This is a genomic window from Exiguobacterium sp. SH5S4 (assembly GCF_004337045.1).
GTDB classification, from domain to species: Bacteria; Bacillota; Bacilli; order Exiguobacteriales; family Exiguobacteriaceae; genus Exiguobacterium; species Exiguobacterium aurantiacum_A.
The window spans coordinates 1-26,625 of sequence record NZ_SJUQ01000023.1 but is presented as its reverse complement, the minus strand read 5'-3'; the positions used below and the strand labels follow the sequence as shown (position 1 = coordinate 26,625).

25 protein-coding genes, 1 rRNA gene and 2 other annotated features are annotated in these 26,625 nt (G+C 50.7%); all 26 genes read right to left on the bottom strand.

Annotation, left to right across the window (positions count from 1 at the left end):
* Nucleotides 1–23: 23 nt before the first annotated feature.
* The 26 genes from rpoC to rrf all read right to left on the bottom strand — a co-directional run bounded on the left by rpoC (nt 24) and on the right by rrf (nt 26,622).
* Nucleotides 24–3,623 (bottom strand): DNA-directed RNA polymerase subunit beta', encoded by a 3,600-nt coding sequence (gene rpoC, locus EVJ32_RS12365; protein ID WP_070329248.1) that lies wholly within the window; start codon nt 3,621–3,623, stop codon nt 24–26.
* Nucleotides 3,624–3,645: 22 nt separating this feature from the next.
* Nucleotides 3,646–7,194, bottom strand: a complete 3,549-nt coding sequence (rpoB, locus tag EVJ32_RS12360; RefSeq protein ID WP_070329266.1) for a DNA-directed RNA polymerase subunit beta — start codon at nt 7,192–7,194, stop codon at nt 3,646–3,648.
* A 193-nt stretch (nt 7,195–7,387) separates the two neighbouring features.
* Complete coding sequence (locus EVJ32_RS12355; RefSeq protein ID WP_131441633.1) at nt 7,388–7,984, bottom strand: class I SAM-dependent methyltransferase; 597 nt, start codon at nt 7,982–7,984, stop codon at nt 7,388–7,390.
* Between the two features lie 85 nt (nt 7,985–8,069).
* Nucleotides 8,070–8,435 (bottom strand): 50S ribosomal protein L7/L12, encoded by a 366-nt coding sequence (rplL, locus tag EVJ32_RS12350; protein WP_070329250.1) that lies wholly within the window; start codon nt 8,433–8,435, stop codon nt 8,070–8,072.
* A 54-nt stretch (nt 8,436–8,489) separates the two neighbouring features.
* Nucleotides 8,490–8,996, bottom strand: a complete 507-nt coding sequence (gene rplJ / locus EVJ32_RS12345; protein WP_070329251.1) for a 50S ribosomal protein L10 — start codon at nt 8,994–8,996, stop codon at nt 8,490–8,492.
* A 45-nt stretch (nt 8,997–9,041) separates the two neighbouring features.
* Nucleotides 9,042–9,195: a sequence feature (ribosomal protein L10 leader region), on the bottom strand.
* Nucleotides 9,196–9,254: 59 nt separating this feature from the next.
* Nucleotides 9,255–9,941 (bottom strand): 50S ribosomal protein L1, encoded by a 687-nt coding sequence (rplA, locus tag EVJ32_RS12340; RefSeq protein ID WP_083274148.1) that lies wholly within the window; start codon nt 9,939–9,941, stop codon nt 9,255–9,257.
* A 98-nt stretch (nt 9,942–10,039) separates the two neighbouring features.
* Nucleotides 10,040–10,465, bottom strand: coding sequence for a 50S ribosomal protein L11 (gene rplK / locus EVJ32_RS12335; protein WP_070329252.1), 426 nt, complete (start codon nt 10,463–10,465; stop codon nt 10,040–10,042).
* A 148-nt stretch (nt 10,466–10,613) separates the two neighbouring features.
* Nucleotides 10,614–11,165 (bottom strand): transcription termination/antitermination protein NusG, encoded by a 552-nt coding sequence (gene nusG, locus EVJ32_RS12330; RefSeq protein ID WP_016508920.1) that lies wholly within the window; start codon nt 11,163–11,165, stop codon nt 10,614–10,616.
* Nucleotides 11,166–11,182: 17 nt separating this feature from the next.
* Nucleotides 11,183–11,353 carry a preprotein translocase subunit SecE gene (secE, locus tag EVJ32_RS12325; protein WP_012727692.1) on the bottom strand — a complete coding sequence of 57 codons (171 nt, stop codon included), beginning with the start codon at nt 11,351–11,353 and terminating at the stop codon, nt 11,183–11,185.
* Between the two features lie 34 nt (nt 11,354–11,387).
* On the bottom strand, nt 11,388–11,534 hold the full coding sequence (gene rpmG / locus EVJ32_RS12320) for a 50S ribosomal protein L33 (protein ID WP_083274150.1): 147 nt from the start codon (nt 11,532–11,534) through the stop codon (nt 11,388–11,390).
* 127 nt (nt 11,535–11,661) lie between these two features.
* Nucleotides 11,662–12,303, bottom strand: coding sequence for an RNA polymerase sporulation sigma factor SigH (sigH, locus tag EVJ32_RS12315; protein ID WP_070329253.1), 642 nt, complete (start codon nt 12,301–12,303; stop codon nt 11,662–11,664).
* Nucleotides 12,304–12,505: 202 nt separating this feature from the next.
* On the bottom strand, nt 12,506–13,054 hold the full coding sequence (locus EVJ32_RS12310; protein ID WP_131441632.1) for a YacP-like NYN domain-containing protein: 549 nt from the start codon (nt 13,052–13,054) through the stop codon (nt 12,506–12,508).
* Complete coding sequence (rlmB, locus tag EVJ32_RS12305; RefSeq protein WP_035386115.1) at nt 13,051–13,788, bottom strand: 23S rRNA (guanosine(2251)-2'-O)-methyltransferase RlmB; 738 nt, start codon at nt 13,786–13,788, stop codon at nt 13,051–13,053. Before rlmB ends, EVJ32_RS12310 begins: the two co-directional genes overlap by 4 nt.
* 130 nt (nt 13,789–13,918) lie before the next feature.
* Nucleotides 13,919–14,323: a Mini-ribonuclease 3 gene (locus EVJ32_RS12300; protein WP_035386102.1), complete on the bottom strand. Its 405-nt coding sequence runs from the start codon at nt 14,321–14,323 to the stop codon at nt 13,919–13,921.
* The gene (gene cysS, locus EVJ32_RS12295) at nt 14,320–15,717 is read right to left on the bottom strand and encodes a cysteine--tRNA ligase (RefSeq protein ID WP_071398667.1); all 1,398 of its coding nucleotides are present in this window, start codon (nt 15,715–15,717) and stop codon (nt 14,320–14,322) included. The genes EVJ32_RS12300 and cysS overlap by 4 nt, the downstream gene beginning before the upstream one ends.
* Nucleotides 15,686–16,375 carry a serine O-acetyltransferase gene (gene cysE, locus EVJ32_RS12290; RefSeq protein WP_070329256.1) on the bottom strand — a complete coding sequence of 230 codons (690 nt, stop codon included), beginning with the start codon at nt 16,373–16,375 and terminating at the stop codon, nt 15,686–15,688. The genes cysS and cysE overlap by 32 nt, the downstream gene beginning before the upstream one ends.
* A 49-nt stretch (nt 16,376–16,424) precedes the next feature.
* Nucleotides 16,425–16,628: a binding site (T-box leader), on the bottom strand.
* Complete coding sequence (gltX, locus tag EVJ32_RS12285; protein WP_201738375.1) at nt 16,625–18,082, bottom strand: glutamate--tRNA ligase; 1,458 nt, start codon at nt 18,080–18,082, stop codon at nt 16,625–16,627. Its footprint overlaps the feature before it by 4 nt.
* 45 nt (nt 18,083–18,127) lie before the next feature.
* A complete protein-coding gene (gene ispF, locus EVJ32_RS12280; RefSeq protein WP_070329258.1) occupies nt 18,128–18,601 on the bottom strand; it encodes a 2-C-methyl-D-erythritol 2,4-cyclodiphosphate synthase in 474 nt (157 codons plus the stop codon).
* Nucleotides 18,598–19,278: a 2-C-methyl-D-erythritol 4-phosphate cytidylyltransferase gene (ispD, locus tag EVJ32_RS12275; protein ID WP_201738376.1), complete on the bottom strand. Its 681-nt coding sequence runs from the start codon at nt 19,276–19,278 to the stop codon at nt 18,598–18,600. Before ispD ends, ispF begins: the two co-directional genes overlap by 4 nt.
* A 56-nt stretch (nt 19,279–19,334) precedes the next feature.
* Nucleotides 19,335–20,399 carry a PIN/TRAM domain-containing protein gene (locus EVJ32_RS12270; protein ID WP_131458635.1) on the bottom strand — a complete coding sequence of 355 codons (1,065 nt, stop codon included), beginning with the start codon at nt 20,397–20,399 and terminating at the stop codon, nt 19,335–19,337.
* A 114-nt stretch (nt 20,400–20,513) separates the two neighbouring features.
* Entirely contained in the window at nt 20,514–21,890 is a 1,377-nt protein-coding gene (radA, locus tag EVJ32_RS12265; protein WP_070329261.1) for a DNA repair protein RadA, read from the bottom strand.
* Between the two features lie 54 nt (nt 21,891–21,944).
* Nucleotides 21,945–24,380 (bottom strand): ATP-dependent protease ATP-binding subunit ClpC, encoded by a 2,436-nt coding sequence (gene clpC / locus EVJ32_RS12260; protein WP_070329262.1) that lies wholly within the window; start codon nt 24,378–24,380, stop codon nt 21,945–21,947.
* Between the two features lie 24 nt (nt 24,381–24,404).
* Complete coding sequence (locus EVJ32_RS12255) at nt 24,405–25,448, bottom strand: protein arginine kinase (RefSeq protein WP_131458634.1); 1,044 nt, start codon at nt 25,446–25,448, stop codon at nt 24,405–24,407.
* Nucleotides 25,448–25,882 (bottom strand): UvrB/UvrC motif-containing protein, encoded by a 435-nt coding sequence (locus tag EVJ32_RS12250; protein ID WP_131458633.1) that lies wholly within the window; start codon nt 25,880–25,882, stop codon nt 25,448–25,450. The genes EVJ32_RS12255 and EVJ32_RS12250 overlap by 1 nt, the downstream gene beginning before the upstream one ends.
* Nucleotides 25,883–25,896: 14 nt before the next feature.
* Nucleotides 25,897–26,364 (bottom strand): CtsR family transcriptional regulator, encoded by a 468-nt coding sequence (locus EVJ32_RS12245; RefSeq protein WP_070329265.1) that lies wholly within the window; start codon nt 26,362–26,364, stop codon nt 25,897–25,899.
* Between the two features lie 142 nt (nt 26,365–26,506).
* Nucleotides 26,507–26,622: ribosomal RNA gene (gene rrf / locus EVJ32_RS12240) — 5S ribosomal RNA — on the bottom strand.
* Between the last annotated feature and the right edge of the window lie 3 nt (nt 26,623–26,625).

Below are 26,625 nucleotides of genomic sequence, written 5' to 3'. Positions count from 1 at the left end.
CAAAGAGTGCTGTCAAGACGTTTTTACTCGACGTTCGCGTCTTCGAGGACGGCTTTCGACGCATCTTCTTTAAGTTTAACGTCACGGTATACCGGCATCCCTGTACCAGCTGGCACGAGTTTACCGATGATGACGTTCTCTTTGAGTCCGAGAAGATAGTCGCGTTTGCCTTTGATGGCAGCGTCTGTCAACACGCGAGTCGTTTCTTGGAACGAAGCGGCCGAGAGGAACGAATCTGTCTCAAGCGACGCTTTCGTGATTCCGAGAAGGACCGGTTTCGCCGTTGCTGGGCTCTTACCTACGCGAAGTACGTCTTTACACGCTTCTTTGAAGACGCCGATATCGACGAGTGAACCAGGGAGAAGTGGCGTGTCACCTGACTCGATGACTTTGACGCGACGAAGCATTTGGCGAACCATGACTTCGACGTGTTTGTCGCCGATTTCTACCCCTTGCATCCGGTATACTTTTTGAACTTCTTGAAGAAGATAGTTTTGGACACCAGACACACCACGGACGGTGAGCAATTCTTTCGGATCGATCGAACCTTCCGTGAAGACTTCCCCGGCATCTACCGTGTCGCCGATCTGAACGCGTAAACGCGCTCCGAACGGAATCGTGTACGTACGAGTCTCACTGAGTCCTTCGACCGTGAGTTCCCGCTTGTCACGCGACTCGGTAAAGTCGATGACCGTACCAGGAATTTCCGAGATGACCGCTTGCCCTTTCGGGTTACGAGCCTCGAATACCTCTTGGATACGTGGAAGACCTTGCGTGATATCATCTCCGGCTACCCCACCTGTGTGGAAGGTACGCATTGTAAGCTGCGTTCCTGGCTCACCGATTGATTGCGCGGCGATGATTCCGACTGCTTCGCCAACTTCAACGTTCGAGCCGGTCGCCAAGTTGCGGCCGTAGCACTTCTTACATACGCCGTGTGACGTGTTACATGTGAAGGCTGTACGGATTTCAACTCGTTCGATACCAGCGTCGACGATGTCGCGGGCGATATCTTCTGTGATCAATTGGTTCTTCTCAATCATGACTTCACCCGTTTCCGGATGTGCCACTGTCTCGAACGCTGTACGGCCGACGAGGCGGTCATACAAGTTTTCGATTTCTTCCGTGCCTTCGCGGAGAGCGGCAACGCGGATTCCACGGTCCGTTCCACAATCTTCTTCACGGATGATGACATCTTGGGCAACGTCGACGAGACGACGCGTCAAGTAACCTGAGTCAGCCGTTTTAAGGGCTGTATCGGCAAGACCTTTACGCGCACCGTGCGTCGAGATGAAGTATTCTTGAACCGTCAGTCCTTCACGGAACGACGATTTGATTGGAAGTTCGATGATGCGGCCAGATGGAGCGGCCATCAAACCACGCATCCCTGCGAGCTGCGTGAAGTTGGACGCGTTACCACGGGCACCTGAGTCAGACATCATAAAGATCGGGTTCAAGCGGTTGAGGGATTTCATCAATCGCGATTGAATCTCGTCCTTCGCTTCGTTCCAAGAGCGTACAACGCGCTCGTAACGCTCATCTTCAGTGATGAGACCACGACGGAACGACTTCATGATTTGGTCGACTTGAGTTTGCGCTTCATCAAGGATTTCTTGTTTGTCCGGAAGAACGATGATATCGGCGATTCCGACCGTCACACCCGCTTTAGTCGAGTGTTTGAAGCCGAGATCTTTCATCCGGTCAAGCATGCGGCTCGTTTCAGTCGTTTCAAACTTCTGGAACACTTCCGCGATGACTTTACCAAGGAATCCTTTTTTGAACGGTTCGATGAGTGGACGTGCGGCAATTTCTTCCGCGACGTTGGCACCTTTTTCGATGAAGTACTTATCAGGCGTTGCTTCCTGCAAGTTTTCCATCGTCGGTTCGTTCAAGTATGGGAACGTGTTCGGCAAGATCTCGTTAAAGATCATCTTACCGACTGTCGTGATTAACATTTTCTCATTTTGCTCCGCTGTGAACGTCGGGTTGTTGAGCGTACGTGCTGGAAGGGCGACACGTGTATGCAAGTGGACGTATCCATTTTGATACGCGATGAGCGCTTCGTTGACGTTCGACAAAATTTTCCCTTGTCCGATGGCATCGTCGCGTTCAAGCGAGATGTAGTAGTTACCGAGGACCATATCCTGCGATGGTGTAACAACTGGTTTACCATCTTTCGGGTTCAAGATGTTCTGTGCAGCGAGCATGAGGAGACGAGCTTCTGCTTGCGCTTCGGCTGAAAGTGGTACGTGGACCGCCATTTGGTCACCATCAAAGTCGGCGTTGTAAGCCGTACATACGAGTGGGTGTAGACGAATCGCACGGCCCTCGACGAGAATCGGTTCGAAAGCTTGAATCCCTAGACGGTGAAGTGTAGGGGCACGGTTCAAGAGAACCGGATGCTCACGAATGACTTCTTCGAGGACGCCCCAGATTTCTGGTTGCATCTTCTCAATTTTGCGTTTGGCGTTCTTGATGTTCGACGCGATTCCGCGACCGACAAGTTCTTTCATCACGAACGGTTTGAAGAGTTCAAGGGCCATCTCTTTCGGGAGACCACATTGGAACATCTTCAAGTTCGGTCCAACGACGATAACCGAACGTCCTGAGTAGTCGACCCGTTTACCAAGAAGGTTTTGACGGAAACGACCTTGTTTCCCTTTCAACATATGTGAAAGCGACTTAAGTGGACGGTTACCTGGACCTGTTACCGGACGACCACGACGACCGTTGTCGATGAGGGCGTCAACCGCTTCTTGAAGCATACGCTTCTCGTTTTGCACGATGATGTTCGGCGCGCCGAGATCGAGCAAACGTTTGAGACGGTTGTTACGGTTGATGACTCGACGATATAAATCGTTCAAGTCAGAAGTCGCAAAGCGCCCACCGTCGAGCTGCACCATCGGGCGAAGCTCAGGTGGAATGACAGGAAGTACTTCGAGGATCATCCAATCTGGATCATTCCCCGACGTGAAGAACGCATCGAGCACTTCAAGACGTTTGATCGCACGTGTACGACGTTGGCCTTGAACTGTCTTCAATTCTTCGCGGAGTTCTCCGACTTCCTTCTCGAGTTGTACGTCTTGAAGGAGTGTCCGGATCGCTTCCGCACCCATGTCTGCTTTAAAGTCACTACCGTACTTCTCACGGTAGAGACGGAATTCTTTTTCCGAGAGAAGTTGTTTCTTCTCGAGCGGAGTGTCACCTGGTTCTGTCACGACGTACGACGCGAAGTAGATTACTTCTTCGAGCGCACGCGGTGACATATCGAGAACAAGCCCCATTCGACTTGGAATCCCTTTGAAGTACCAGATGTGCGAAACCGGAGCCGCGAGCTCGATGTGGCCCATACGTTCGCGACGCACTTTCGCTTTCGTCACTTCAACGCCACAGCGGTCACAAATGACTCCTTTATATCGGATTCGTTTGTATTTCCCGCAGTAACATTCCCAGTCTTTCGTAGGACCGAAGATTCGTTCACAGAACAGTCCGTCCTTCTCTGGTTTGAGTGTACGATAGTTGATTGTTTCCGGCTTTTTGACTTCCCCGTAAGACCACGAACGGATCTTTTCGGGTGAAGCCAAGCCGATTTTCATATATTCAAATCGATTAACATCTACCAAGGGGCCGACCTCCCTTTTCGCCTTATTCCTCTTCCGTAACAGTCGGTTGAACGACTTGTTCTAACGCCGATGTTGCGTTCGGGATGTTGTCGTCATCTTCATCTTTCATTTCAACTTCTTCGTCGTCCACAGACATCATCTTGACTTCCATACCGAGCGCTTGAAGCTCTTTGATCAAGACGCGGAACGATTCAGGAACGCCCGCTTTCGGAACGCTCTCGCCTTTCACGATTGCTTCGTATGCTTTCACACGACCAACCGTGTCATCCGACTTGATTGTAAGGATTTCTTGGAGCGTGTAGGCTGCGCCGTACGCTTCAAGTGCCCAAACTTCCATCTCACCGAAGCGCTGTCCACCGAACTGTGCTTTACCACCGAGCGGTTGTTGCGTAACGAGCGAGTATGGTCCTGTCGAACGAGCGTGAAGTTTATCATCAACCATGTGCGCAAGTTTGATCATATACATGACACCGACCGAGACGCGGTTATCGAACGGTTCACCAGTACGACCGTCATAGAGACGAGTCTTGGCATCTTTGTCCATTCCAGCTTCTTCAATCGTTGCCCATACGTCTTCTTCACGTGCGCCATCGAATACAGGTGTCGCCACTTTGATGCCGAGCTTTTTAGCCGCCATTCCAAGGTGGAGTTCAAGTACCTGACCGATGTTCATCCGCGATGGTACACCGAGTGGGTTAAGCATGATGTCAATCGGTGTGCCGTCTGGCATATATGGCATGTCTTCTTCAGGGAGGATCCGCGAGATAACACCTTTGTTACCGTGACGTCCCGCCATCTTATCCCCTTCGTGAATCTTACGTTTTTGAACGATGTAGACACGAACCATTTGGTTCACACCTGGTGAAAGTTCGTCGCCGTTCTCACGGTCGAACACCTTGACGTCCAAGATGATGCCGTCGCCGCCGTTTGGTACACGGAGTGACGTATCACGGACTTCACGGGCTTTCTCACCGAAGATCGCATGCAAGAGACGCTCTTCCGCCGTCAGTTCAGTTACACCTTTAGGCGTGACTTTCCCGACGAGGATATCGCCATCTTTCACTTCCGCACCAATGCGGATGATCCCACGATCGTCCAAGTTGCGAAGCGCGTCATCACCGACGTTCGGAATATCACGTGTGATTTCCTCAGGTCCGAGTTTCGTGTCTCGTGACTCTGACTCATACTCCTCGATGTGAATCGAAGTGTAGACGTCATCTTTCACGAGGCGCTCACTCATGATGATCGCATCCTCATAGTTGTAACCGTCCCAAGTCATGAAGGCGACAACGACGTTACGACCGAGCGCGAGCTCACCCATATCCATCGATGGACCGTCAGCAAGGATTTCTCCTTTTTCGACTTGGTCACCAGCAGCGATGATCGGCTTTTGGTTATAGCACGTTCCTTGGTTCGAACGAACGTACTTTTGAAGTTTGTAGCGGTCAAGGTCACCTGAAACCGTTGTTCCGTTCACGTCAGACGTGCGGCGGACCAAAATTTCACGCGCTGTGACACGCTCGACGACACCTGGGTATTTCGCGATAATCGCGGCCCCAGAGTCTTTCGCTGACACGTACTCCATACCAGTACCGATAATCGGCGAGTCCGGTTGAAGGAGTGGTACAGCTTGACGTTGCATGTTCGCTCCCATGAGGGCACGGTTCGAGTCATCGTTCTCAAGGAACGGGATACATGCTGTTGCCGCAGAAACAACCTGTTTCGGCGAAACGTCCATGTAGTCGACTCGACTTGGCTCAACTGACAAGTTTTGTCCGCGGAAGCGGCAAAGGACTTGCTCGTTTGCAAAGTAACTGTCTTCAGTGAGCGGCATGTTCGCCTGGGCGACGACGTAGAGATCTTCTTCATCCGCCGTCATATATTGAATCTCGCTCGTGACGAGACCTGTTTCTGGGTCGACTCGGCGGTACGGTGTCTCAATGAAACCGTACTCGTTTACTTTCGCAAAAGATGAAAGCGAGTTGATGAGACCGATGTTCGGTCCTTCAGGTGTTTCGATTGGACACATCCGACCGTAGTGCGAATAGTGAACATCTCGAACTTCGAAGCCGGCACGCTCACGTGTCAAACCACCCGGTCCGAGTGCAGAGAGACGACGCTTGTGCGTGAGCTCTGCGAGCGGGTTTGTTTGGTCCATGAACTGTGACAACTGCGAGCTACCGAAGAACTCTTTCAGCGATGCGATTACCGGGCGGATGTTAATCAGCGCCTGTGGTGTGATCGCATTTTGATCTTGAATCGACATCCGTTCTTTTACGACACGTTCCATACGAGAAAGACCGATACGGAATTGGTTTTGGAGAAGTTCTCCGACTGAACGAAGACGACGGTTTCCTAAGTGGTCGATGTCATCTGTTGTTCCGACTTCGTGAAGTAAGTTGAAGAAGTAGTTGATCGATGCAATGATATCCGCTGGTGTGACGTGCTTGATGCTACGGTCGATGTTGCCATTACCGATAATGTTCAAGACACGCTCTCCATCCGGGTCATCCGGTGAGATGACTTTAATCGATTGGAGACCAAACGGCTCACCTTCAGCAACGCCGCCAGTTGGCTCAGCGTCCATGTAACCGAGACCGTTTTCCAAATGCGGAAGGACGCGGTCTAAGTTGCGACGGTCGAGGATTGTTCCAGCTTCGGCGATCACTTCGCCTGTCTCTGGGTCAACGAGCGTCTCGGCCAATTTCTGACCGAAGAGACGGTTTTTAAGATGAAGTTTTTTGTTCATCTTATAACGACCAACGTTTGCGAGGTCGTAGCGTTTCGGGTCGAAGAAACGTGAGACGAGAAGTGATTTTGCGTTTTCAACCGTTGGTGGTTCACCAGGGCGGAGACGCTCGTAAATCTCGATCAACGCTTTCTCTGTCGACTCGGTATTATCTTTTTCAAGGGTGTTCCGAAGATATTCATCATCCCCGAGAAGGTCGATAATTTCTTGGTCCGTACCAAATCCGAGAGCACGCAACAACACCGTTACCGGGATCTTACGGGTACGGTCGATACGAACATAAACGATATCCTTAGCATCTGTCTCAAGTTCGAGCCATGCTCCACGGTTCGGGATGACTGTCGCACCGAAACCACGTTTACCGTTTTTATCGAGTTTAGAATTGTAATAGACGCTCGGCGAACGAACAAGCTGGGAAACGATGACGCGTTCTGCGCCGTTAATAATAAACGTTCCCGATTCTGTCATAATCGGGAAATCACCCATGAATACTTCTTGTTCTTTAAGCTCACCTGTCTCTTTGTTTTGCAGACGTACTTTCACGCGCAATGGCGCAGAATAAGTGACGTCGCGCTCCTTCGAGTCATCAATCGAATATTTCGGCTCGCTAAGCGAGTAATCGATGAACTCAAGCACGAGGTTTCCAGTGAAGTCGGAGATTGGCGAAATGTCGGTAAACATCTCTTTCAATCCTTCACGTAAGAACCACTCATAAGAAGCAGTTTGAATTTCAATCAAATTCGGAAGCTCTAATACCTCACTGATACGGGCAAAGCTTCTTCTCTGACGGTGACGACCGTACTGAACAAGTTGACCAGTCAACTGATTCACCTCTCAGACCCCCAATTCTCTATCGAATTTTTCGGGCGTAATAATCGAACATTGTCATTGAATGTCGCCCTTTTTCCGCGTCTAAAAAGCGGCAAACGCGGCAATTCAAGGCGAATTCCATTCCAATGGCATTTTATAATGTTAGCATATACGTTATAGCGAGTCAACAAGACTCAACCGTTTGTCAAGAGCGAATTGCCCGGAAAATAAAATAGCCTTTGTCTTTGGCAACCGTCTCGACCTGACCGAACACATCTTCAAGCAACTTCTTAGCAGAAGGCGCTCCTTGTTTCTTTTGAATGACGACGTAGAGTGCCCCGCCCATGACGAGATGCGCGTACGCATCTCTTAAAATCGTGTGAACCACTTGCTTCCCGGCCCGAATCGGCGGATTGGTCACGATAGCGGCAAATTGCTCGCCTCCGACTCCATCATATGCGTGGCTAAGCCGTGTTTCGATCGTCACCCCGTTTTGGGCGGCGTTTTGCTCTGACAAGGCAAGCGCTCGTTCGTTCACGTCGACGAGAAGCGCTTCACGCCCAGAGGCGTCGGCAAGCGAGATCCCCATCGGACCGTAGCCGCAGCCTACATCTAAAATGCGACCTTCAACTTCCGGCACTTCAAATGACTCGATTAAGAGACGTGACCCAAAATCGACCGATCCTTTCGAGAACACGCCGCGGTCCGAGGTGAAGCGATACATCTTCCCTCGCAACTCATACGTCCACGTCTCAGGGGCACTTTTCGAACTCGGATCGTTCGTATAGTAATGATCTCCCATGCATTGAACCTCCTAACCCACTCTTCAAGGAAATAAAAGAAGCTCGCCATAGCGAGCTTCTATACGTTGTGAAGTAAAAGTTAGATTACTTAACTTCGACAGATGCGCCAGCTTCTTCAAGCTTAGCTTTAACTGCGTCTGCATCTTCTTTAGAAACGCCTTCTTTGACTGGAGCCGGAGTTCCGTCAACGAGTGCTTTTGCTTCTTTAAGACCGAGGCCAGTAAGTTCACGTACTGCTTTGATTACGTTGATTTTACCAGAACCTGCGCTTGTGAGGATTACGTCGAATTCAGTTTGCTCTTCAGCTACTGCTGCGCCTGCACCTGCTGCTGCTACTGGAGCTGCTGCTGATACGCCGAATTCTTCTTCGATTGTTTTTACGAGTTCGTTAAGTTCGAGAACCGTCATTGATTTGAGGTCTTCGATGAATTGCTCTTTGTTGAAAGCCATTATGGTTTTCCTCCTTTGATGTTGTAAAAAGTTTTTTACGCTACGCGACAAAGATTAAGCAGACTGCTCTTCTTTTTGTTCTGCGATTGCGTTTGTTGCGATTGCGAGCCCGCGGATCGGAGCTTGAAGGACGCTGAGAAGCATCGAGAGAAGACCATCGCGTGATGGAAGTTCTGCAAGGGCTTTAACTTCTTCGAGTGAAGTTACTTTGCCTTCGATGATTCCGCCTTTAAGTTCGAGCGCTTTGTGCTCTTTTGAGAAGTCGTTCAAGATCTTCGCTGGAGCAATAACGTCTTCTTTCGAGAACGCGATTGCAGTAGGACCTGTGAAGACTTCATCGAGACCGTCATAACCAGACTGAGTCGCCGCGCGACGAAGGAGACCGTTTTTGTATACTTTGAACTCGATTCCAGCGTCACGAAGTGTTTTACGGAGTGTAGTCACTTCTTCAACTGTAAGTCCACGGTAGTCAACAACGATCGTTCCAACGCTTGCTTGCATTTTCTCAGCGATTTCATCAACGAGTACCGATTTCTGAGCTACGATTTTTTCGCTTGCCATGTTTGTGCACCTCCTAGTCAATTCTTATACCGGACGAGAGGCTGCTCTCCAAAAAGAAATCCCTCGTATGAAGACATACGAGGGCGTAATTGTTTGAAAGTAAACCTGTGACAACAGGCTCAAGTTCGAGCAAAGACACCTCGGAAGGGTTTACGGACCGATGTCCACCTTCTGTCTGCGGTAATCCAACATATTCGGTTGAACGTGTTTTACTTTAACAGCGGCATCACACGTTGTCAACAGTTTATTTCAAGTGAATTACTTGATGAAATCGGCAGTTGCGACACGGATACCAGGACCCATTGTCGAAGAAAGCGCGATGTTTTTGAGGTAAGTTCCTTTTGCAGTAGCAGGCTTAACTTTCATGAGTGTCTCGAGGATAGTCTCGATGTTCTCAGAGAGTTTTGTTGCTTCAAATGACTTCTTACCAACTGGTACGTGGATGTTACCGGCTTTATCAACACGGTACTCAACTTTACCAGCTTTGATGTCCGCGATTGCTTTCGCAACGTCGAACGTGACTGTGCCTGTTTTCGGGTTAGGCATGAGGCCTTTTGGTCCGAGAACGCGACCGAGTTTACCAACTTCACCCATCATGTCAGGTGTCGCAACGATAACATCGAAGTCGAACCATCCTTGTTGGATTTTAGTGATGTACTCAGCATCGCCGACGAAGTCAGCGCCAGCCGCTTCAGCTTCTTTAACTTTTTCGCCTTTTGCAAAGACGAGAACTTTTTGTGTTTTACCAGTACCGTGTGGAAGTACAACGGCACCGCGGATTTGTTGGTCCGCTTTCTTCGGATCTACGCCGAGACGGACAGCAATTTCGATTGTTTCATCGAACTTAGCTGTTGCAGTTTTTTGAACGAGTTCAACCGCTTCTGCGAGGTCGTAAGACTTCGTGCGATCAACAAGCTTAGCTGCTTCTTGGTGTTTTTTACCCATGATTCTTTTCCTCCTTGTGGTTAGCGGAATTTCCTCCCACATAATGAAGGGATTGAAGGTGAGCAAAATATGCACCGACAATCCCAGAGACTAATAAATTAGTCTTCGATTACAATACCCATACTGCGCGCAGTACCTTCAACCATAAGCATCGCTGTTTCTACAGACGCTGCGTTAAGGTCAGGCATTTTAAGTTCAGCGATTTCGCGAACTTTATCACGCTTAACCGTTGCTACTTTCTTACGGTTCGGTTCTCCTGAACCGCTCTCGATACCAGCAGCTTTTTTCAAAAGAACTGCAGCTGGTGGAGTTTTCGTAATGAATGTAAACGAACGATCTTCGTATACCGTAATGACTACAGGAATAATCAATCCGGCTTGGTCTTGTGTACGAGCGTTGAACTCTTTACAGAATCCCATGATGTTAACACCTGCTTGACCAAGTGCTGGACCAACTGGTGGTGCTGGGTTAGCTTTACCAGCAGGGATTTGAAGTTTAACGAGTTTAGTAACTTTTTTCGCCACGAGACACACCTCCTTAAGTCTAAAATGTGGTTTCTTGGACGTTGTGCGCCCTCCCACTCAATCTATTAGGTCGAGTTTGTACTGAAATATAGCACAACATCAAACATTTCCGATTGTACCATCCGTTTCCGAGAATGGCAAGTGGGTTTTAGTTAATTTTCTGAACTTGTTCGAAATCAAGCTCAATTTTTGTTTCGCGGCCGAACATGTCGACGACGACTTTGAGCTTCTCTTTGTCAGTTTCGATCTCATCAATCGTACCTTCAAAGTTCTCGAACGCGCCTTCTTTGACACGAACGAGATCGCCAAGCTCATAGTTATAACGGTCTTTCTTCTCAATCAGACCCATCTGCGAAAGGACGTTCGTCACTTCGTCAGGCTGGAGCGGGATCGGCTTGGCGCCGCCCCCGGTTGATCCGAGGAAGCCCGTTACGTTTGGCGTGTTACGAACAACATACCATGAATCGTCTGTCATAATCATCTCGACGAAGACGTATCCAGGGAAGTTTTTCACTTCACGCTCTTTAATTTTCTTTTCGCCACTCTTCAACGTGACTTCTTCTTGCGTTGTTTCGGTCGGAACGAGGACGCGGAAAATTTTATCTTCCATGTTCATCGAACCGATTCGACGTTCTAGGTTTTCTTTGACATTGTTCTCAAAGCCAGAGTACGTCTGGACAACAAACCATTGTTTCTCCACGGCTTTCACCTCTTTCCTTAGTTAATCAATAGGTTGACGAGATAACTGACACCAGTATCTACGCCGAACACGAACAGGCCGATCACGACGACCGTCGCGATGACTGTGATGGTATATTTTGTGAGCTCTTTACGAGTCGGCCAACTCGTCTTCTTTAACTCTTTCCATACATCGCGCAAAAAGTTCATGGTAGCTTCCTCCTACGTTGAATGCCAATCTACGTTACTTTGATTCTCGATGTGTTGTATGCGCATTGCAACGACGGCAGAACTTGTTCAGCTCGAGCCGCGTCTGCACATCATCTTTCTTGGTCGTCGAGTAAACTCTTGACCCGCAATCCGCGCACTCGAGACTTACTTTCTTTGCCATCCATAAGCGCCCCTTTCGACAGCTCCATATTAAAAAAGAGCGAAAAAAAAACGCCTCCTGTAACTGGCGTCTACGGACAAGGCGCTGCCTTAAAAGTATCACATAGGAGGCGTGCGGTCAATACGAGTTAACTCGTCAGCATTTTAACGTCAACGTGCCGCTCGAATTTTTTCTTCACGCGCTGTAAGGCGTTATCGATCGACTTCACATGACGGTCAAGGTCGTCAGAGATTTCTTGATACGAACGACCATCTAAATAAAGACGAAGCACTTTTCGTTCCAAGTCACTGAGGAGCTCATCCATCTTCTCTTCCATGAACAGTTGTTCTTCCCGCGTGACGAGCAAGTCTTGCGGGTCGTTCGGATGCGGGGGCAAGATCACGTCGAGCAACGTCCGGTCAGACTCATCGTCAAAGATCGGCTTGTCGAGCGAGACGTATGAGTTGAGCGGAATATGTTTCTGACGCGTCGCCGTCTTAATCGCCGTGATCATCTGACGGGTGATACACATCTCGGCAAAACTCTTAAACGAAGCGAGGCGTTCATCCCGATAGTCACGCACGCCTTTATACAGACCGATCATTCCCTCTTGGACGATATCCTCGTGGTCGGCGCCGATCAAAAAGTAAGACCGCGCCTTCGCCCGCACGAAGTAACGGTAACGTTCAATCAAAAACTCGAGCGCATCACTATCCCCTTCATTCCGCGCTAGAGAGACGAGCTCTTCGTCTGACATCGTTTCAAACTGCTCGTATGGCCATCCGTTCATGTTTCATACCCCCCGGCTATTGATAATGAACTATGTAAGTTAGTGCTCTTATTATAGGCGTCATACAAAACGACCGTCAAATAAATTTCAAAAAATTCCGTCAATTAGATATGGTGTAACTTATACAACTAATAGTATACAACATTTCTTTCCAAAAAAATGTCAAATTAAAAACAAAAAACGAGTCCATTGTATGAACTCGTCAGTGAGAATCCTCACCGTTCGACTTACGGCGCCGCATTTCTTCAAAACGGGCCATGACGTCAGGCGGGATATCGATTGTTTTTCGATTGGACCGGTCGCTCGCGAGCGTCTGACGCTCTTGCTCAATCGCCACTTTCGCTTGCTTCCAATCCTTTAATAGTTCGGTCGCTGGGACACGGAGGGCACCTTGACCGAAGATGACCCATTGCTCGGTAAAATCGTTTGTGGCGACGAATAACGTCACTAAACGATCGTCCACGAGTTCATGGGCCCGCCGTTCGATCCACTCATCCGCCGTTTCGTTCTCCTTCGTATAGACGACCTCGACCCGGCTCCGCTTCTGGATCGACTCGCGCCCATAGCGCATGTGGGCATCAAAGACGACCGTCACTATGCGGCCTGTGGCGGCCTGATACTCGGCCATCGCTTCAATCAAGTCATTTCGAGCTTGATCGAAGTCGATGTCCCGCAGTTTTCGAAGATGCGGCCACGCCCCAATGATGTTATAGCCATCGACGAGGAGTAATTCTCGCTTTTTCAGGCTCATGATAACGGATTACGAGAGCGATGCACCTCATACAGAAGAAGTGCGGCCGCGACCGAAGCGTTGAGCGACGTGACATGACCGACCATCGGCATATGGACGAGGAAGTCACACGCCTCGCGCACGAGACGGCCCATCCCTTTTCCTTCGCTGCCGATGACGACGACAAGTGGCATGTTCCCATCGAGCCGACGATAGTCTTGACTCTCACTCGCGTCAGTTCCGACGATCCACATCCCTTTTTCTTTCAATTCTTCGAGCGTCCGCGTCAAGTTCGTGACACGCGCGACCGGGATATATTCAATTGCTCCCGTCGAGGCTTTCGCGACGGTTTGCGTCAAGCCGACCGAGCGCCGTTTCGGAATGATGACTCCATGGGCGCCGACCGCGTCAGCTGTCCGTAAAATCGATCCCAAGTTGTGCGGGTCCTCTAGCTCATCGAGCAAAATAAAGAGCGGTGTCTCCCCTTTAGACTCGGCAAGCGCGAACATATCGTCAAGCGTCTTATACTCGTAAGCCGCAACGGCCGCGACGACGCCTTGATGGTGTTCACTGCCCGCCATCTTTTCAAGCTTCGTCTTCGGGACGAACGAGATCTGTACCGAGGCCTCATTGGCCATGCCGATAATTTGGGCGAGCGGCCCTTTGTGCTGCCCTTCCATGATAAAGACTTTATTCATATCCCGTCCGCTCCGAAGCGCCTCGATTACTGGATTACGTCCATATAAGAAATCGATGCCTTCTTCAAGGACGTCAACTTCTTGATAGTCCGGGCGTTCCGGCTTTTGACGGTGCGGACGGTCGCCCCGTTCACCTCTTGGACGGTCGAACGAACGCTTGTCGTTCGCTCGTCCTCCGTCATGTCGTTCATGTCGTTTCGGGTTGCTCGGTTTCGAGCCATGTGAGTGCCTGTTCGATGAGTTCTTCAAGACGATCCCTTCTTTCTATTAGATATGTGTAGCCGATCAATGCCTCAAAAGCTGTCGAGTAGCGGTATGTGTGGACGTCGGTGCGTTTCGGGATCGACCCTGATTTCGCATTTTTACCGCGCCGGACGATCGCTGTCTCGTCCTCGCTCAAGATACCCGTCTCTAACCAGTGGGTGACGACGCTCGCTTGCGCGGTTGCGTTCACGTAACGGACGGCCCCGCGATGGAGGTCGTTCGGTCGCGTCAACCCTTTGCCGAGCAGTCGTTTTCGTACCGCCATCTCATACACTGCGTCGCCCATATAAGCGAGGGCGAGCGCGTTTAGTTGATTCGCATTCGTCATGACCGTTTCCACCGTACGCCTTGCGCCGTATCTTCGAGCTGGATGTTCTGTTGTTTCAACAAGTCACGGATTTCGTCGGCACGGGCAAAGTTACGCTCTGCTCGGGCCGTATTCCGCTCGAGAATTAACTGATCGATCTCGGCGTCGAGTAGTTCTGTTTCCACTTCAATCGTCAACCCGAGCACGCCCGTCAATTCCTTGAACAAGTCGAGCACTTGCTCGAGCGTATCTTTCGAGACATGGTCTGCTTTGGCGTAGATGTTTGCCTCTTTTGCTAAATCAAACAATACTGTCACGGCGTTCGCCGTGTTGATATCATCATCCATCGCTTCGATAAATGCTGCTTTCACCGTCGCAAGTTTTCGCTCCATCGCCTCGCTCGGTTCAACGAGACCGGCCGTGACCGACAGACGGTGTTCGACGTTATGGTACGCTTCCTTGATCCGGTCCCATCCGTTCGCGGCCTGATTGATCAGCTCGCGGCTATAGTTGATCGGATGACGGTAGTGGACCGATAACATGAAGAAACGGAGCACCATCGCGTCGACTTCTTTTAACGCCTCGTGGACGAGCAGGAAATTCCCAAGTGATTTCGACATCTTCTCGTTCTCGATGTTGATGAAGCCGTTGTGGAGCCAGTAGTTCGCAAACTTCGTATGGTTGCACGCCTCAGACTGTGCAATCTCATTCTCGTGGTGCGGGAATTTGAGGTCATGCCCGCCTGCGTGAATGTCGATCGTTTTGCCGAGGTGCTTCTTCGCCATGGCCGAGCATTCGATATGCCAGCCGGGGCGTCCTTGTCCCCACGGGCTGTCCCAAGCCGGCTCATCTGGTTTGGCCGCTTTCCAGAGCACGAAGTCGAGCGGGTCTTCCTTCTTCTCCCCGACATCGACACGTGACCCGGCCCGAAGGTCTTCAATCGACTGTTGGCTGAGCTTGCCATACTCTTCAAACTTACGCGTCCGGAAATAGACATCGCCTTCTGATGCGTAGGCGTAGCCTTCATCCTCTAAGTTACGGATAAAGTCGATGATTTCCTCCATCGTGTCGGTGACACGTGGATGCACGTCCGCTGGCAAGACGTTCAACGCACCCGTATCCGCCAAATAAGCGTCGATATAGCGGTTCGTCAGCGTTCCGACATCTTCACCGAGCTCATTCGCCGTACGGATGATCTTATCATCCACATCGGTAAAGTTGAGGACGTACTTCACGTCGTAGCCTCGGTATGTCAAATAGCGCCGTACCGTGTCGAATGCGATGGCCGGACGGGCGTTTCCGACGTGAATATAATTATAGACGGTCGGTCCGCATACGTACATGGACACTTTCCCAGGAACGATCGGGTTGAACGGTTCTTTCTTATTCGTGAGGCTGTTGTAAAACTGAATCATGTGACTTCTCCTCCATCTGTTTCTCGAGTAATGCTAACTTGCGTTCCAAATCAGCCACGGCGTTCTCTAACCGCTCTTGGCATTCACGATCCGGGTCCGGTAAGCGATGGTCGAGGTCGTGCTGTTTGACCCGCTCCCCGTTGCGGATGACGACACGTCCCGGGATCCCGACGACGGTCGAGTCTGACGGGACATCTTTTAAGACGACCGAACTGGCCCCAATTTTGACGCAATCGCCTATCGTGATATTACCGAGCACTTTCGCGCCGGCCGAGATGAGCACATCGTTCCCGATGGTCGGATGCCGCTTCCCTTTTTCTTTGCCGGTTCCGCCGAGCGTCACGCCTTGATAGATGGTGACGTTGTTGCCGATGATGGCCGTCTCCCCGATGACGATCCCGAATCCGTGGTCGATAAAGACACCTTCGCCGATGATGGCACCCGGATGAATCTCAATCCCGGTCACCCAGCGACTCGTCTGGGCAATCATTTTAGCCAATAGTTTAATATTGCGAGTCCACAACCCATGCGCGATCCGATGCGACCATAAGGCATGGAGGCCTGGATACGTCAATACGACTTCTGCTTTTGAGCGGGCAGCCGGATCGAGTTCGAGCACGTTCCGGATGTCGGCGCTCACACTTTTCCAAAATCCCATAATTGTTCTCCTTTTCCATATCAAAAACAAAGACGCCCCTGTGCCAAGGCACAGAGACGCCGTAAGCGCGGTTCCACTCTGTTTGGGAAAGTTCCCCTCTCAAGTCTCGTTAACGCCGAGTCGCGGTCCCGACTACATATCGCCGGAACGGCTCCGAGGTGCACTTCGACGGGGGACGCTTCTGGAACTTCCAGCCTAGGTTCTAGTCTCTGACAAGTGTCAACCCGCTTACTTTCCTCATCGTTGCCTTTAAGCTAATAATGTTGTGAGACGTGCCAACACACGCTCTTTGCCAATCAGCGCAATCGCGTTTGGAAGTTCTGGTCCATGTGTTTGTCCGGTCGTGGCGACACGGATTGGCATGAACAAGTTCTTTCCTTTTTGCCCAGTCGCTTTTTGAGTGGCCTTCGTAGCCGCCTTGATAGCTTCCGGTGTGAAGTCCTCGATCGCCTCGAGTTGCGTTTTAAACTCGGCGAGTACAGCCGGCACCGCTTCACCGGCAAGCACCGCGTTCGCCGCCTCGTCATACTCGACCTCGTCTTTAAAGAACAAGTCTGTCAACGGTACAATTTCGGCACCGTGTGTCATTTGTTCTTTATAAAGAGCGATGAGCGCTGTGGCCCAGTCCGCCTCTTCCATTGACAAGGCTTCAGGCAATCGTCCTGCTTCTTGTAAGAATGGTAAACTGAGTGCCACCACTTCGTCAAGCGAAGCCTGCTTCATGTAGACACTGTTGATCCAAGCGAGCTTATGCTGGTCGAATACGGCCGGACTCTTCGATAGACGGCCCGCGTCGAACATGTCGATAAACGCTTCTTTCGTGAAGATTTCCTCTTCACCGACTGGAGACCAACCGAGAAGCGAGATGAAGTTGAAGAGCGCACCAGGGAGATATCCGAGGTCTGCATATTGTTCGATGAACTGGATGATCGACTCATCACGTTTCGAGAGCTTCTTATGGTTCTCGTTATAGATCAATGTCATGTGACCGAACGTCGGATACTCCCATCCGAGTGCATCGTATACCATCATCTGTTTCGGTGTGTTCGCGATATGGTCATCCCCGCGCAACACGTGGCTGATTTTCATCAAGTAGTCATCGACGACGACGGCAAAGTTGTACGTCGGGATCCCGTCTTGCTTGACGATGACCCAGTCTCCGAAGTCTTTCGACTCGAACGAAACGTCGCCTTTGACAACGTCTGTCCATTTGTACGTAACCTGTTCTGGCACTCGAATCCGAATCGACGGCTTCCGTCCTTCGGCTTCAAACGCCGAGCGCTCAGCGTCGCTCAAGTCGCGATGTGCTCCCGAGTAGCGTGGTGCTTCACCGCGTGCGATCTGTGCCTCGCGTTCCGCTTCGAGTTCTTCTGACGTCATGTAGCATTTATAAGCGAGCCCTTTGTCCATCAACTCGTTCACGTGTTTATTGTAGAGATCGAGTCGTTCCATTTGGAAATATGGACCGTAATCGCCATCGCGACCTGGACCTTCATCCCACTCGATACCGAGCCATTCCAAGTACTTCATCTGACTTTCGACACCGTTCTCGACGTTTCGTTTTTGATCCGTGTCCTCGATCCGAAGAATCATTTTCCCGCCTGCGTGGCGAGCATATAAATAGTTAAATAGCGCGGTCCGGGCGTTCCCGATATGAAGGTGACCCGTCGGACTTGGCGCATAGCGTACACGCACTTCACTCATAATATTTCCACCTTTCTTCTCTTCTGCCCAAATAGTATACCACTTTTTTCAAGCACGGTTGAGCAAGATGACCGCCTGGGCGGCGATTCCTTCTTCACGTCCCGTGAAACCTAACCGTTCCGTCGTCGTCGCTTTCACGTTCACTTGGCTAATATCAGCTTCAAGCAGTTCGGCGATGACCGCGCGCATGTCATCGATATACGTCCGGAGCTTCGGCCGTTCCGCCATAACGGTCGCGTCTACGTTGCCGAGCACATACCCTTCTGCCTTGACGAGTTGCCATACGTGTTGGAGCAACACTTTCGAGTCTGCATCTTTAAAATCGGGATCCGTATCCGGGAAGTGTTTGCCGATATCCCCTGCCGCGATGGCACCGAGCGCCGCATCTGCGATGGTGTGAAGTAACACGTCGGCATCCGAGTGTCCAAGCAAACCGCGGTCGTGGGGAATCTCGATCCCTCCTAATATAAGCGGGCGCCCTTCTGCGAACGCATGTACATCAAAACCTTGTCCGATTCTCATCGATAGTCCTCCTTCGTCAAGATCGCTTCCCCGAACAACAAATCCTCAGGGGTCGTCATTTTTATGTTGTGATAGTCACCTGGAATGACGGTGACTTCTTTCCCTGACCACTCGAACAAGCTCGCATCATCAGTCCCGATGAATCGGGATGATTCTGCCTGGTCATGAATCGCCCGGATGTCAGCCACAGGAAACGCTTGCGGTGTCTGAGCGAGCCAAAGTGTCTCACGGGGAACAGTTTGCGTAATCGTCCCCGCGGTCACTTGTTTCACCGTATCTTTCACTGGAACGGCTAAAATGGCCCCTTTCGTCTGAGCCGCTTCCGCTACTTGATGCAACTGACTGATTCGAACGAACGGCCGGGCCCCGTCATGGATCAACACAACTCCGTCCGTGTCGATTGTCTGTAAACCGGCTCGAACGCTCTGTTGCCGTTCTTCCCCGCCTGCCACGTACGTAATCGGCGTCGGGACGTGACGTAACTCATGCGCGAACCAGGCTTCTTCTTCCGGACGAATCGCCAGAACAATCTGTTCACACCATGTGTCTTTCGCAAACGCCTCGACGGTCCAGACGATGATCGGTTTTCCTTGGAGCGACAACATCAACTTGTTCTCATCGGCTCCCATGCGCTTGCCTTTCCCGGCAGCCGGGATGACGACCGTGTAACGTACCATCACGTTCACCTCTCTTCGTGAAAAAAGAGAGCGCTGATGCGTCTCTTTTTTCATACTTATTCAGGGCGAGCAAAAATCATTCGGCCCGCGGATGTTTGGAGTACGCTCGTCACGACGACAGGAAGTGTCTTCGAGATGAGCTTGCGTCCGCCTTCGACAACGACCATCGTCCCGTCTTCGAGGTAAGCGACCCCTTGGTTTTGTTCTTTCCCTTCTTTGATGACCGTCACGACCATCTCTTCTCCGGGAATGACGATCTGTTTGACCGAGTTGGCCAAATCATTAATGTTGAGCACCGGTACGTTTCGGACTTCACACACTTTATTCAAGTTGTAATCGTTCGTCACGACAATGCCTTTCTTTAACTCGGCGAGCTTGATCAATTTAATATCGACTTCGGCTACGTCTTCAAAGTCACCATCGTAAATCTCGACCTCGATTCGATCGTTGTTTTGGAGCTCTTTTAAAATATCCAGACCGCGTCGGCCTCGATTCCGTTTAAGCGTATCCGACGAGTCGGCGATGTACTGCAACTCTCCGATGACGAACTGAGGAACGATGAGCGTCCCTTCGATGAATCCGGTCTTCGAAATATCGGCGATCCGACCATCGATGATCACACTCGTATCTAATATCTTGTCGTTCGAGCGGCGTAACGGTTCCGCTTCCGGCTTGTCCCGTTCACTTTTCACGAACAACTTGATCCATTCGTTCCGCTTCCGGTAACCAACGGCAAATCCAAAGTAACCGAACAGGGCAGTCACAAAAATCGGAACAATCTTACTGAGTAAGAAGATGTCCGTGACCTCAAGCGATACACTGATCAAAAAGGCAATCAATAAACCGATGATCAATCCGATTGAGCCGAATAAAATATCGCCGACCGGTAAATGGACGAGCCGTTCTTCGACAAAACGGATAAATTTGACGATTGCATCAGTCAAAAATAAACTGAGAATGAAGAAGATAAGTCCACCAATCAAACTAGCAACGTAAGGAATCGTCAACCATGCCGGCACGCTGACCCCGAGGTCATCAAGAAGCACCATCGCTTCGATCATGCCAAACCACCCGACGACGAGTCCAATCAAAATAAATCCGAGTCGCACTGAAATCTTCACTCATTCCACCTCCTTCTATTGAATTAAAATTTCAAAAAAATAACACTTATATTGTAACACGGTTCTTTTAAACGCGTTCGTTACAAAGCGTTAAAAACTGCCAGAAGCGCCCCGTCAAAACGGGATGGCGAGTTGGAGCGCTTCATCGACAGTACTGACACCGACCACATCGATACCAGGTGGGGCGGTCCAGCCCCCTAGGTTATTCTTCGGAATGATCGCACGTGTGAAACCGAGCTTGGCCGCTTCCGCGACACGTTGCTCAATCCGTGACACACGGCGCACTTCCCCGGTCAACCCGACCTCGCCGATGCAGACATCAGTCGGACGAGTCGGGCGGTCCCGGAAACTCGAGGCGATGGAAATACAAATCGCCAAGTCGATCGCCGGTTCATCGAGCTTGACCCCGCCCGCCGCCTTCAAATAAGCGTCTTGCGTTTGCAGCAAGAGACCCGAACGTTTCTCCAGCACGGCCATGAGAAGGGCGACCCGGTTTTGGTCGATTCCCGTTGCCATCCGGCGCGGGTTCCCGAACGACGTCGGGGAAATGAGTGCCTGCAGCTCGACGAGTACCGTCCGTGTCCCTTCCATCGACGCGACGACCGTCGAGCCTGAGACGCCTGCCGTCCGTTCTTCGAGGAAAATCTCTGACGGGTTGAGCACTTCCTCAAGGCCGCCTTCTTTCATCTCGAATATTCCAATCTCGTTCGTTGAACCGAACCGGTTTTTGACGGCCCGTAAAATCCGGAACGTGTGGTGACGTTCTCCTTCAAAATACAGAACAGCATCCACCATATGCTCGAGCAGACGCGGTCCGGCAATCGATCCTTGCTTCGTCACGTGGCCGACGATAAAGACGGCGACCCCTCGTGTCTTGGCAATTTTCATCAGCGCAGCCGTACATTCCCGCACTTGGGCGACGCTGCCTGGCGCCGATTGGATTTCATCCATATATACCGTCTGAATCGAGTCAATAATGACGAACCCAGGTTCCTCTTCATCGATGACCCGTTCGATCATGAGCATGTCCGTCTCGGCGAGAACGTATAAATCCTGTGTCGGTAACCCGAGTCGTTCCGCGCGCAGCTTTGTCTGCTTCAACGATTCTTCCCCGGAAATATATAGCACTTTCCGACCGCTATGGGCGAGATGTGCACTCACTTGCAGGAGAATTGTCGACTTCCCGATCCCCGGGTCCCCACCGACGAGGACGAGCGAGCCCGGGACAATTCCACCCCCGAGCACCCGGTCGAACTCTTGACTGTTCGTATGCACACGTGTTTCTTCTTGGGAAACGACGTCTGAGAGACGCTCTGGCTTCAGTTGTCGCGACGAACTATGGACAAACGCAGCTCCCCGTTTCGCTTTCTTTTCTTCAACAAATTCTTCGACGAGCGTGTTCCACTCGTTACATCCCGGACAACGGCCCATCCATTTTGCGGATTCATAGCCACAAGACTGACATACGTACTTCGTTTTAATTTTTGCCATGTTATTCCCTTCTGTCTAAAAAAGCCCCCTCAAAAGAGAGAGGGAGCTCCGTATTTACTGGACGACACCTTCGTTGCGGACGATGAATTCACCATCTTGAACATCGAGAGCCACTTTACTGCCTTTCGTGATTTCCCCGCTGAGCATCGATTCTGAGAGTCGGTCTTCCACCTCGCGCTGGAGCGCACGGCGGAGCGGACGAGCCCCGTACTCAGGGTCATAGCCGACGACGGCAATCTTCTCAAGCGCCGATTCCGTCAAGGTGAAATCGATGCCTTGCTCGCCAAGTCGGTCTGTGAGCGTCTTCGCCATAAGTTTGACGATTTCTTGGATATGCTCTTTTTGAAGCGAATGGAAGACGGTGATCTCGTCGATCCGGTTCAAGAACTCAGGCCGGAACGCTTTTTTCAATTCTTCCATGACTTTATCTTTCATTTCCGTATATTCACGTTTCACGTCATCTTCGACGGTGAAACCGACATATTTGTTCCGTTTAAGTGCGGCCGCACCGACGTTTGACGTCATGATGATGACCGTGTTACGGAAGTCGACCGTACGACCTTTCGAGTCGGTCAGACGCCCGTCATCGAGCACTTGGAGCAAGATGTTGAACACTTCAGGGTGAGCTTTCTCAATCTCATCAAGCAAGATGACCGAGTATGGCTTACGACGAACTTTCTCCGTCAACTGACCGCCTTCTTCGTATCCGACATACCCTGGAGGCGACCCGACGAGACGGCTCGTCGCATGTTTTTCCATATACTCCGACATGTCGATTCGGATGATCGCATCCTCGTCACCGAAGAGCGCCTCAGCGACAGCACGCGCTAGTTCCGTCTTCCCGACACCGGTCGGTCCGAGGAAAACGAATGACCCGATCGGACGTTTCGGATCTTTCAGTCCGGCCCGGGCCCGGCGAATCGCACGCGAGATTGATTTGACGGCTTCATCTTGACCGATGACCCGACCGTGTAAGATCGACTCGAGCTTGAGGAGACGGTCTGTCTCCTCTTCGGCAATTTTTGTCACCGGCACACCCGTCCAGCTTGCGACGACTTGAGCGATATCTTCTTTCGTCACTTCAAGCTTTTCATTACCTTGCTTGTTCTGCCATTCTGATTTGAGGTGCTCGAGTTCATCGCGAAGCTTCTGTTCTGTATCACGAAGCGAAGCCGCTTTTTCAAACTCTTGGCTCTGGACGGCCGCATCTTTTTCTTTACGGATCGATTCGAGACGTGCTTCAAGCTCTTTTAAGTTCGGCGGCGCCGTGAATGAACGGAGGCGAACTTTCGAAGCCGCTTCGTCGACGAGGTCGATCGCTTTATCTGGAAGGAACCGGTCCGAAATATAGCGGTCAGATAAGACAACCGCTTCATGAATCGCCTCATCCGTAATTGTGACACGGTGGTGAGCCTCATAGCGGTCACGCAAACCGAACAAAATTTGTTCAGCCTGGTCCGTCGTCGGCTCATTCACTTGAATCGGTTGGAAGCGGCGTTCGAGTGCGGCATCCTTCTCAATGTATTTCCGGTACTCGTCAAGCGTTGTTGCACCGATACATTGGAGCTCACCTCGCGCGAGCGACGGTTTCAAGATGTTCGAGGCATCGATCGCCCCTTCGGCTCCACCCGCCCCAATCAACGTGTGTAACTCGTCGATGAAGAGAATGACGTTGCCGGCCTGGCGAATCTCGTCCATGACTTTTTTCAATCGGTCTTCAAACTCACCGCGGTATTTCGTTCCCGCGACGAGCGTACCCATGTCGAGCACCATGACGCGTTTGTTGCGAAGCGTCTCCGGCACTTCATTGTTAATGATCTGTTGCGCGAGTCCTTCGACAACTGCCGTCTTACCGACACCTGGCTCTCCAATCAAGACCGGGTTGTTCTTCGTCCGGCGAGACAACACTTCGATGACCCGTTGAATTTCACCGGCACGGCCGATAACAGGGTCGAGACGTGACTCACGGGCTTGTTGCGTCAAGTCGCGGGCCAAGCCATCAAGTGTCGGTGTCGCAGCGCTCGTGCCTGGTTGTGATGCGTTTGACGACGATTCCGTGTTCCCGAGAAGTTGAAGCACTTGTTGCCGTGCTTTCGTCAAGCTGATACCAAGGTTGTTCAAGACGCGGGCAGCGACGCCTTCGCCTTCACGAATCAATCCGAGTAAAATATGCTCTGTCCCGACGTAAGAATGACCGAGTTTACGGGCTTCATCCATCGAGAGCTCGATTACTTTTTTCGCACGCGGCGTGTAGTGGATTGTCGACCCGTTCTCAGAACCACGGCCAATCAACGCCTCGACTTCTTGTTGAATCTTCTCAGAAGTTAGACCGAGGGCGAACAACGCTTTGGCAGCAATCCCTTCACCTTCACGGACAAGTCCGAGCAAGATATGTTCCGTACCAATATTATGATGGCCAAGTCGTACCGCTTCCTCTTGTGCTAAAGCTAATACGCGCTGAGCTCGTTCTGTAAATCGACCAAACATCATTGACAAAACCTCCTTAGAGTTGGATCAAACTAAACCATGATCTAACGTTCGACGTACGAGAGTCGCTCGTTCGCGATCTCGTTCTTTCGTAGATAATGTTTTCCCGAAATGTTTTTGTAGGAAACCTGATTGTAGGCGGACAATCAAATCATGAAACTGCGGTGGACTCCAGTCGGACAAAATACCGAGGTCACTCGCTAAATGTAAATCGGATAACCGTTCAATCGCCTCTGTCGACGACAATAATTTGGAATACCGTAAAATCCCGTAAGAACGATAAAACTGATCTTCCAATTCATCTTGATTACTGTTCAGGAGTTGTTCTCGGGCTTGACGTTCCGCGTGGACGACTTGTTCTGTGATTTCCATAAAATCAGATAACAACTGCGATTCATCGCTACCAAGCGTCCGTTGATTCGATAACTGGAACAAACGCCCGGCTGCGTCACTGCCTTCTCCGTAACGTCCTCGAATCGTGTATCCGAGTTTGCGAAGTTCTACTAATATAGGAGTTATTCGTCCCGTTAACGTCAGACCCGGCAGGTGCAGCATGACCGATGCGCGAAGTCCGGTACCGATGTTGCTCGGACACGTCGTCAAATAGCCAAGCTCTTCATCGAAAGCGTATGGGAGCGACTCGCCACAGAGCGCGTCGACTCGTTTCGCAAGTTCGAACGCTTCTTGGACTTGATAGCCGGGAAGCAACGTTTGGATGCGCAAATGATCTTCTTCGTTAATCAACACGCTGATCGTCTCGTCTTCACTCAGGAAAACAGCACTCTCATCTTTTTCCGCAATCGTCGGGCTGATCAAATGCTTTTCGACGAGAGCTTGCCGCGTCACTTGATCATAGGCGCGCATATGCAAATATTCAAAGCCTTGTAAGCCGCCCAAGGCCGTCTCGATGCGTTCGCATAGCTGACGCTGTCCTTCTTGAGACAATGTCGGAGAAAAGACGATGTCTTTTAAATTGCGTGCCAAACGAATTCGTGTCGAGATGACAAGATCATCAAGCTTGGCCCGTTCTTTCATTTTTGGACCGAGTGGATGTTTGAGGAATGTCTCCATCACGCCTCACCTTGCCCTTTCAGTTGCGTCATTTCTTTTTTGATGCGTGCCGCTCGTTCATAATCTTCTTGTTCGACGGCCCATTCTAACTCCCCTGCTAACTTTACAAGACGTTCGCCGATTCGCTCATCCGGTGTGCGTAACGCGTCAGGTACCGACCCGACATGATGGTCATGCCCTTGCTGGTACTGACGTGTCATTTTAATCAACTCTTCACGGAAGACCGTGTAGCATGAGGCGCAGCCCGCTTTTCTTAGATGCGTCATCTCGCTCTGTGTCATCTGGCAAGTTGGACACCGCTTCACGACAGGAACGTAATCGGCCATCACTTCGACTGTACAGTTCCGACATAGTTTTCGTTCGACTGGGACCCCGTTTTCCAACATAACGACTTCATTGACGGCAGGACGCCGTTTACACCGTTCGCATAACATGTCTTAAGCCTCCGTCAGTGATAACTAAGTAACTTCATCAGGGCGAGTAGCTGCTGTCTTCGAATCAGATAGCGGTCGTCGGCGTTCAAGCCGAGCGTTTCGTCGGACAACAAGTGGTACAGTAAACGGACATCCCGCTCGCTCAACATACCTTCTTCAAATAAACGGATCAAAATGTTTTCAACAAGTTGTTCCGTCAGACGAGGATGGTCTTGTAAAATGTCCATTAAACTCGTCAGCAAGTCTTGTTTCTCGTGAAGAATGACACGACGAATTCGAATATAACCGCCCCCACCTCGCTTACTTTCTACAAGGTAGCCTTTTTCGACCGTAAAACGTGTATTGATGACATAGTTGATTTGAGACGGAACACATTCAAAACGTTTCGCGATATCTTGTCGTTTGATTTCAATCGCTTCTGCCTGACTTTCCTTCAGCACTTGCTTCAAATACTGTTCGATTACATCAGATATGTTTCTCATCTCCACCACCCTCTGACCATCTTTGACTTTTGATTTTATTCTATCACTGATTTAAAAAAAGGCAAACGAAAAGCGACGACGCAAATGCATCGTCGCTCAAAAGAAAAGACGACCAAGCATGTGCTTGGTCGTCTTTCATATGGCCTGGCAACGTCCTATCCTCACAGGGGGAGACCCCCAACTACTTTCGGCGCTGAAGCGCTTAACTTCCGTGTTCGGCATGGGAACGGGTGTGGCCGCTTCGCTATCGCCACCAGACAA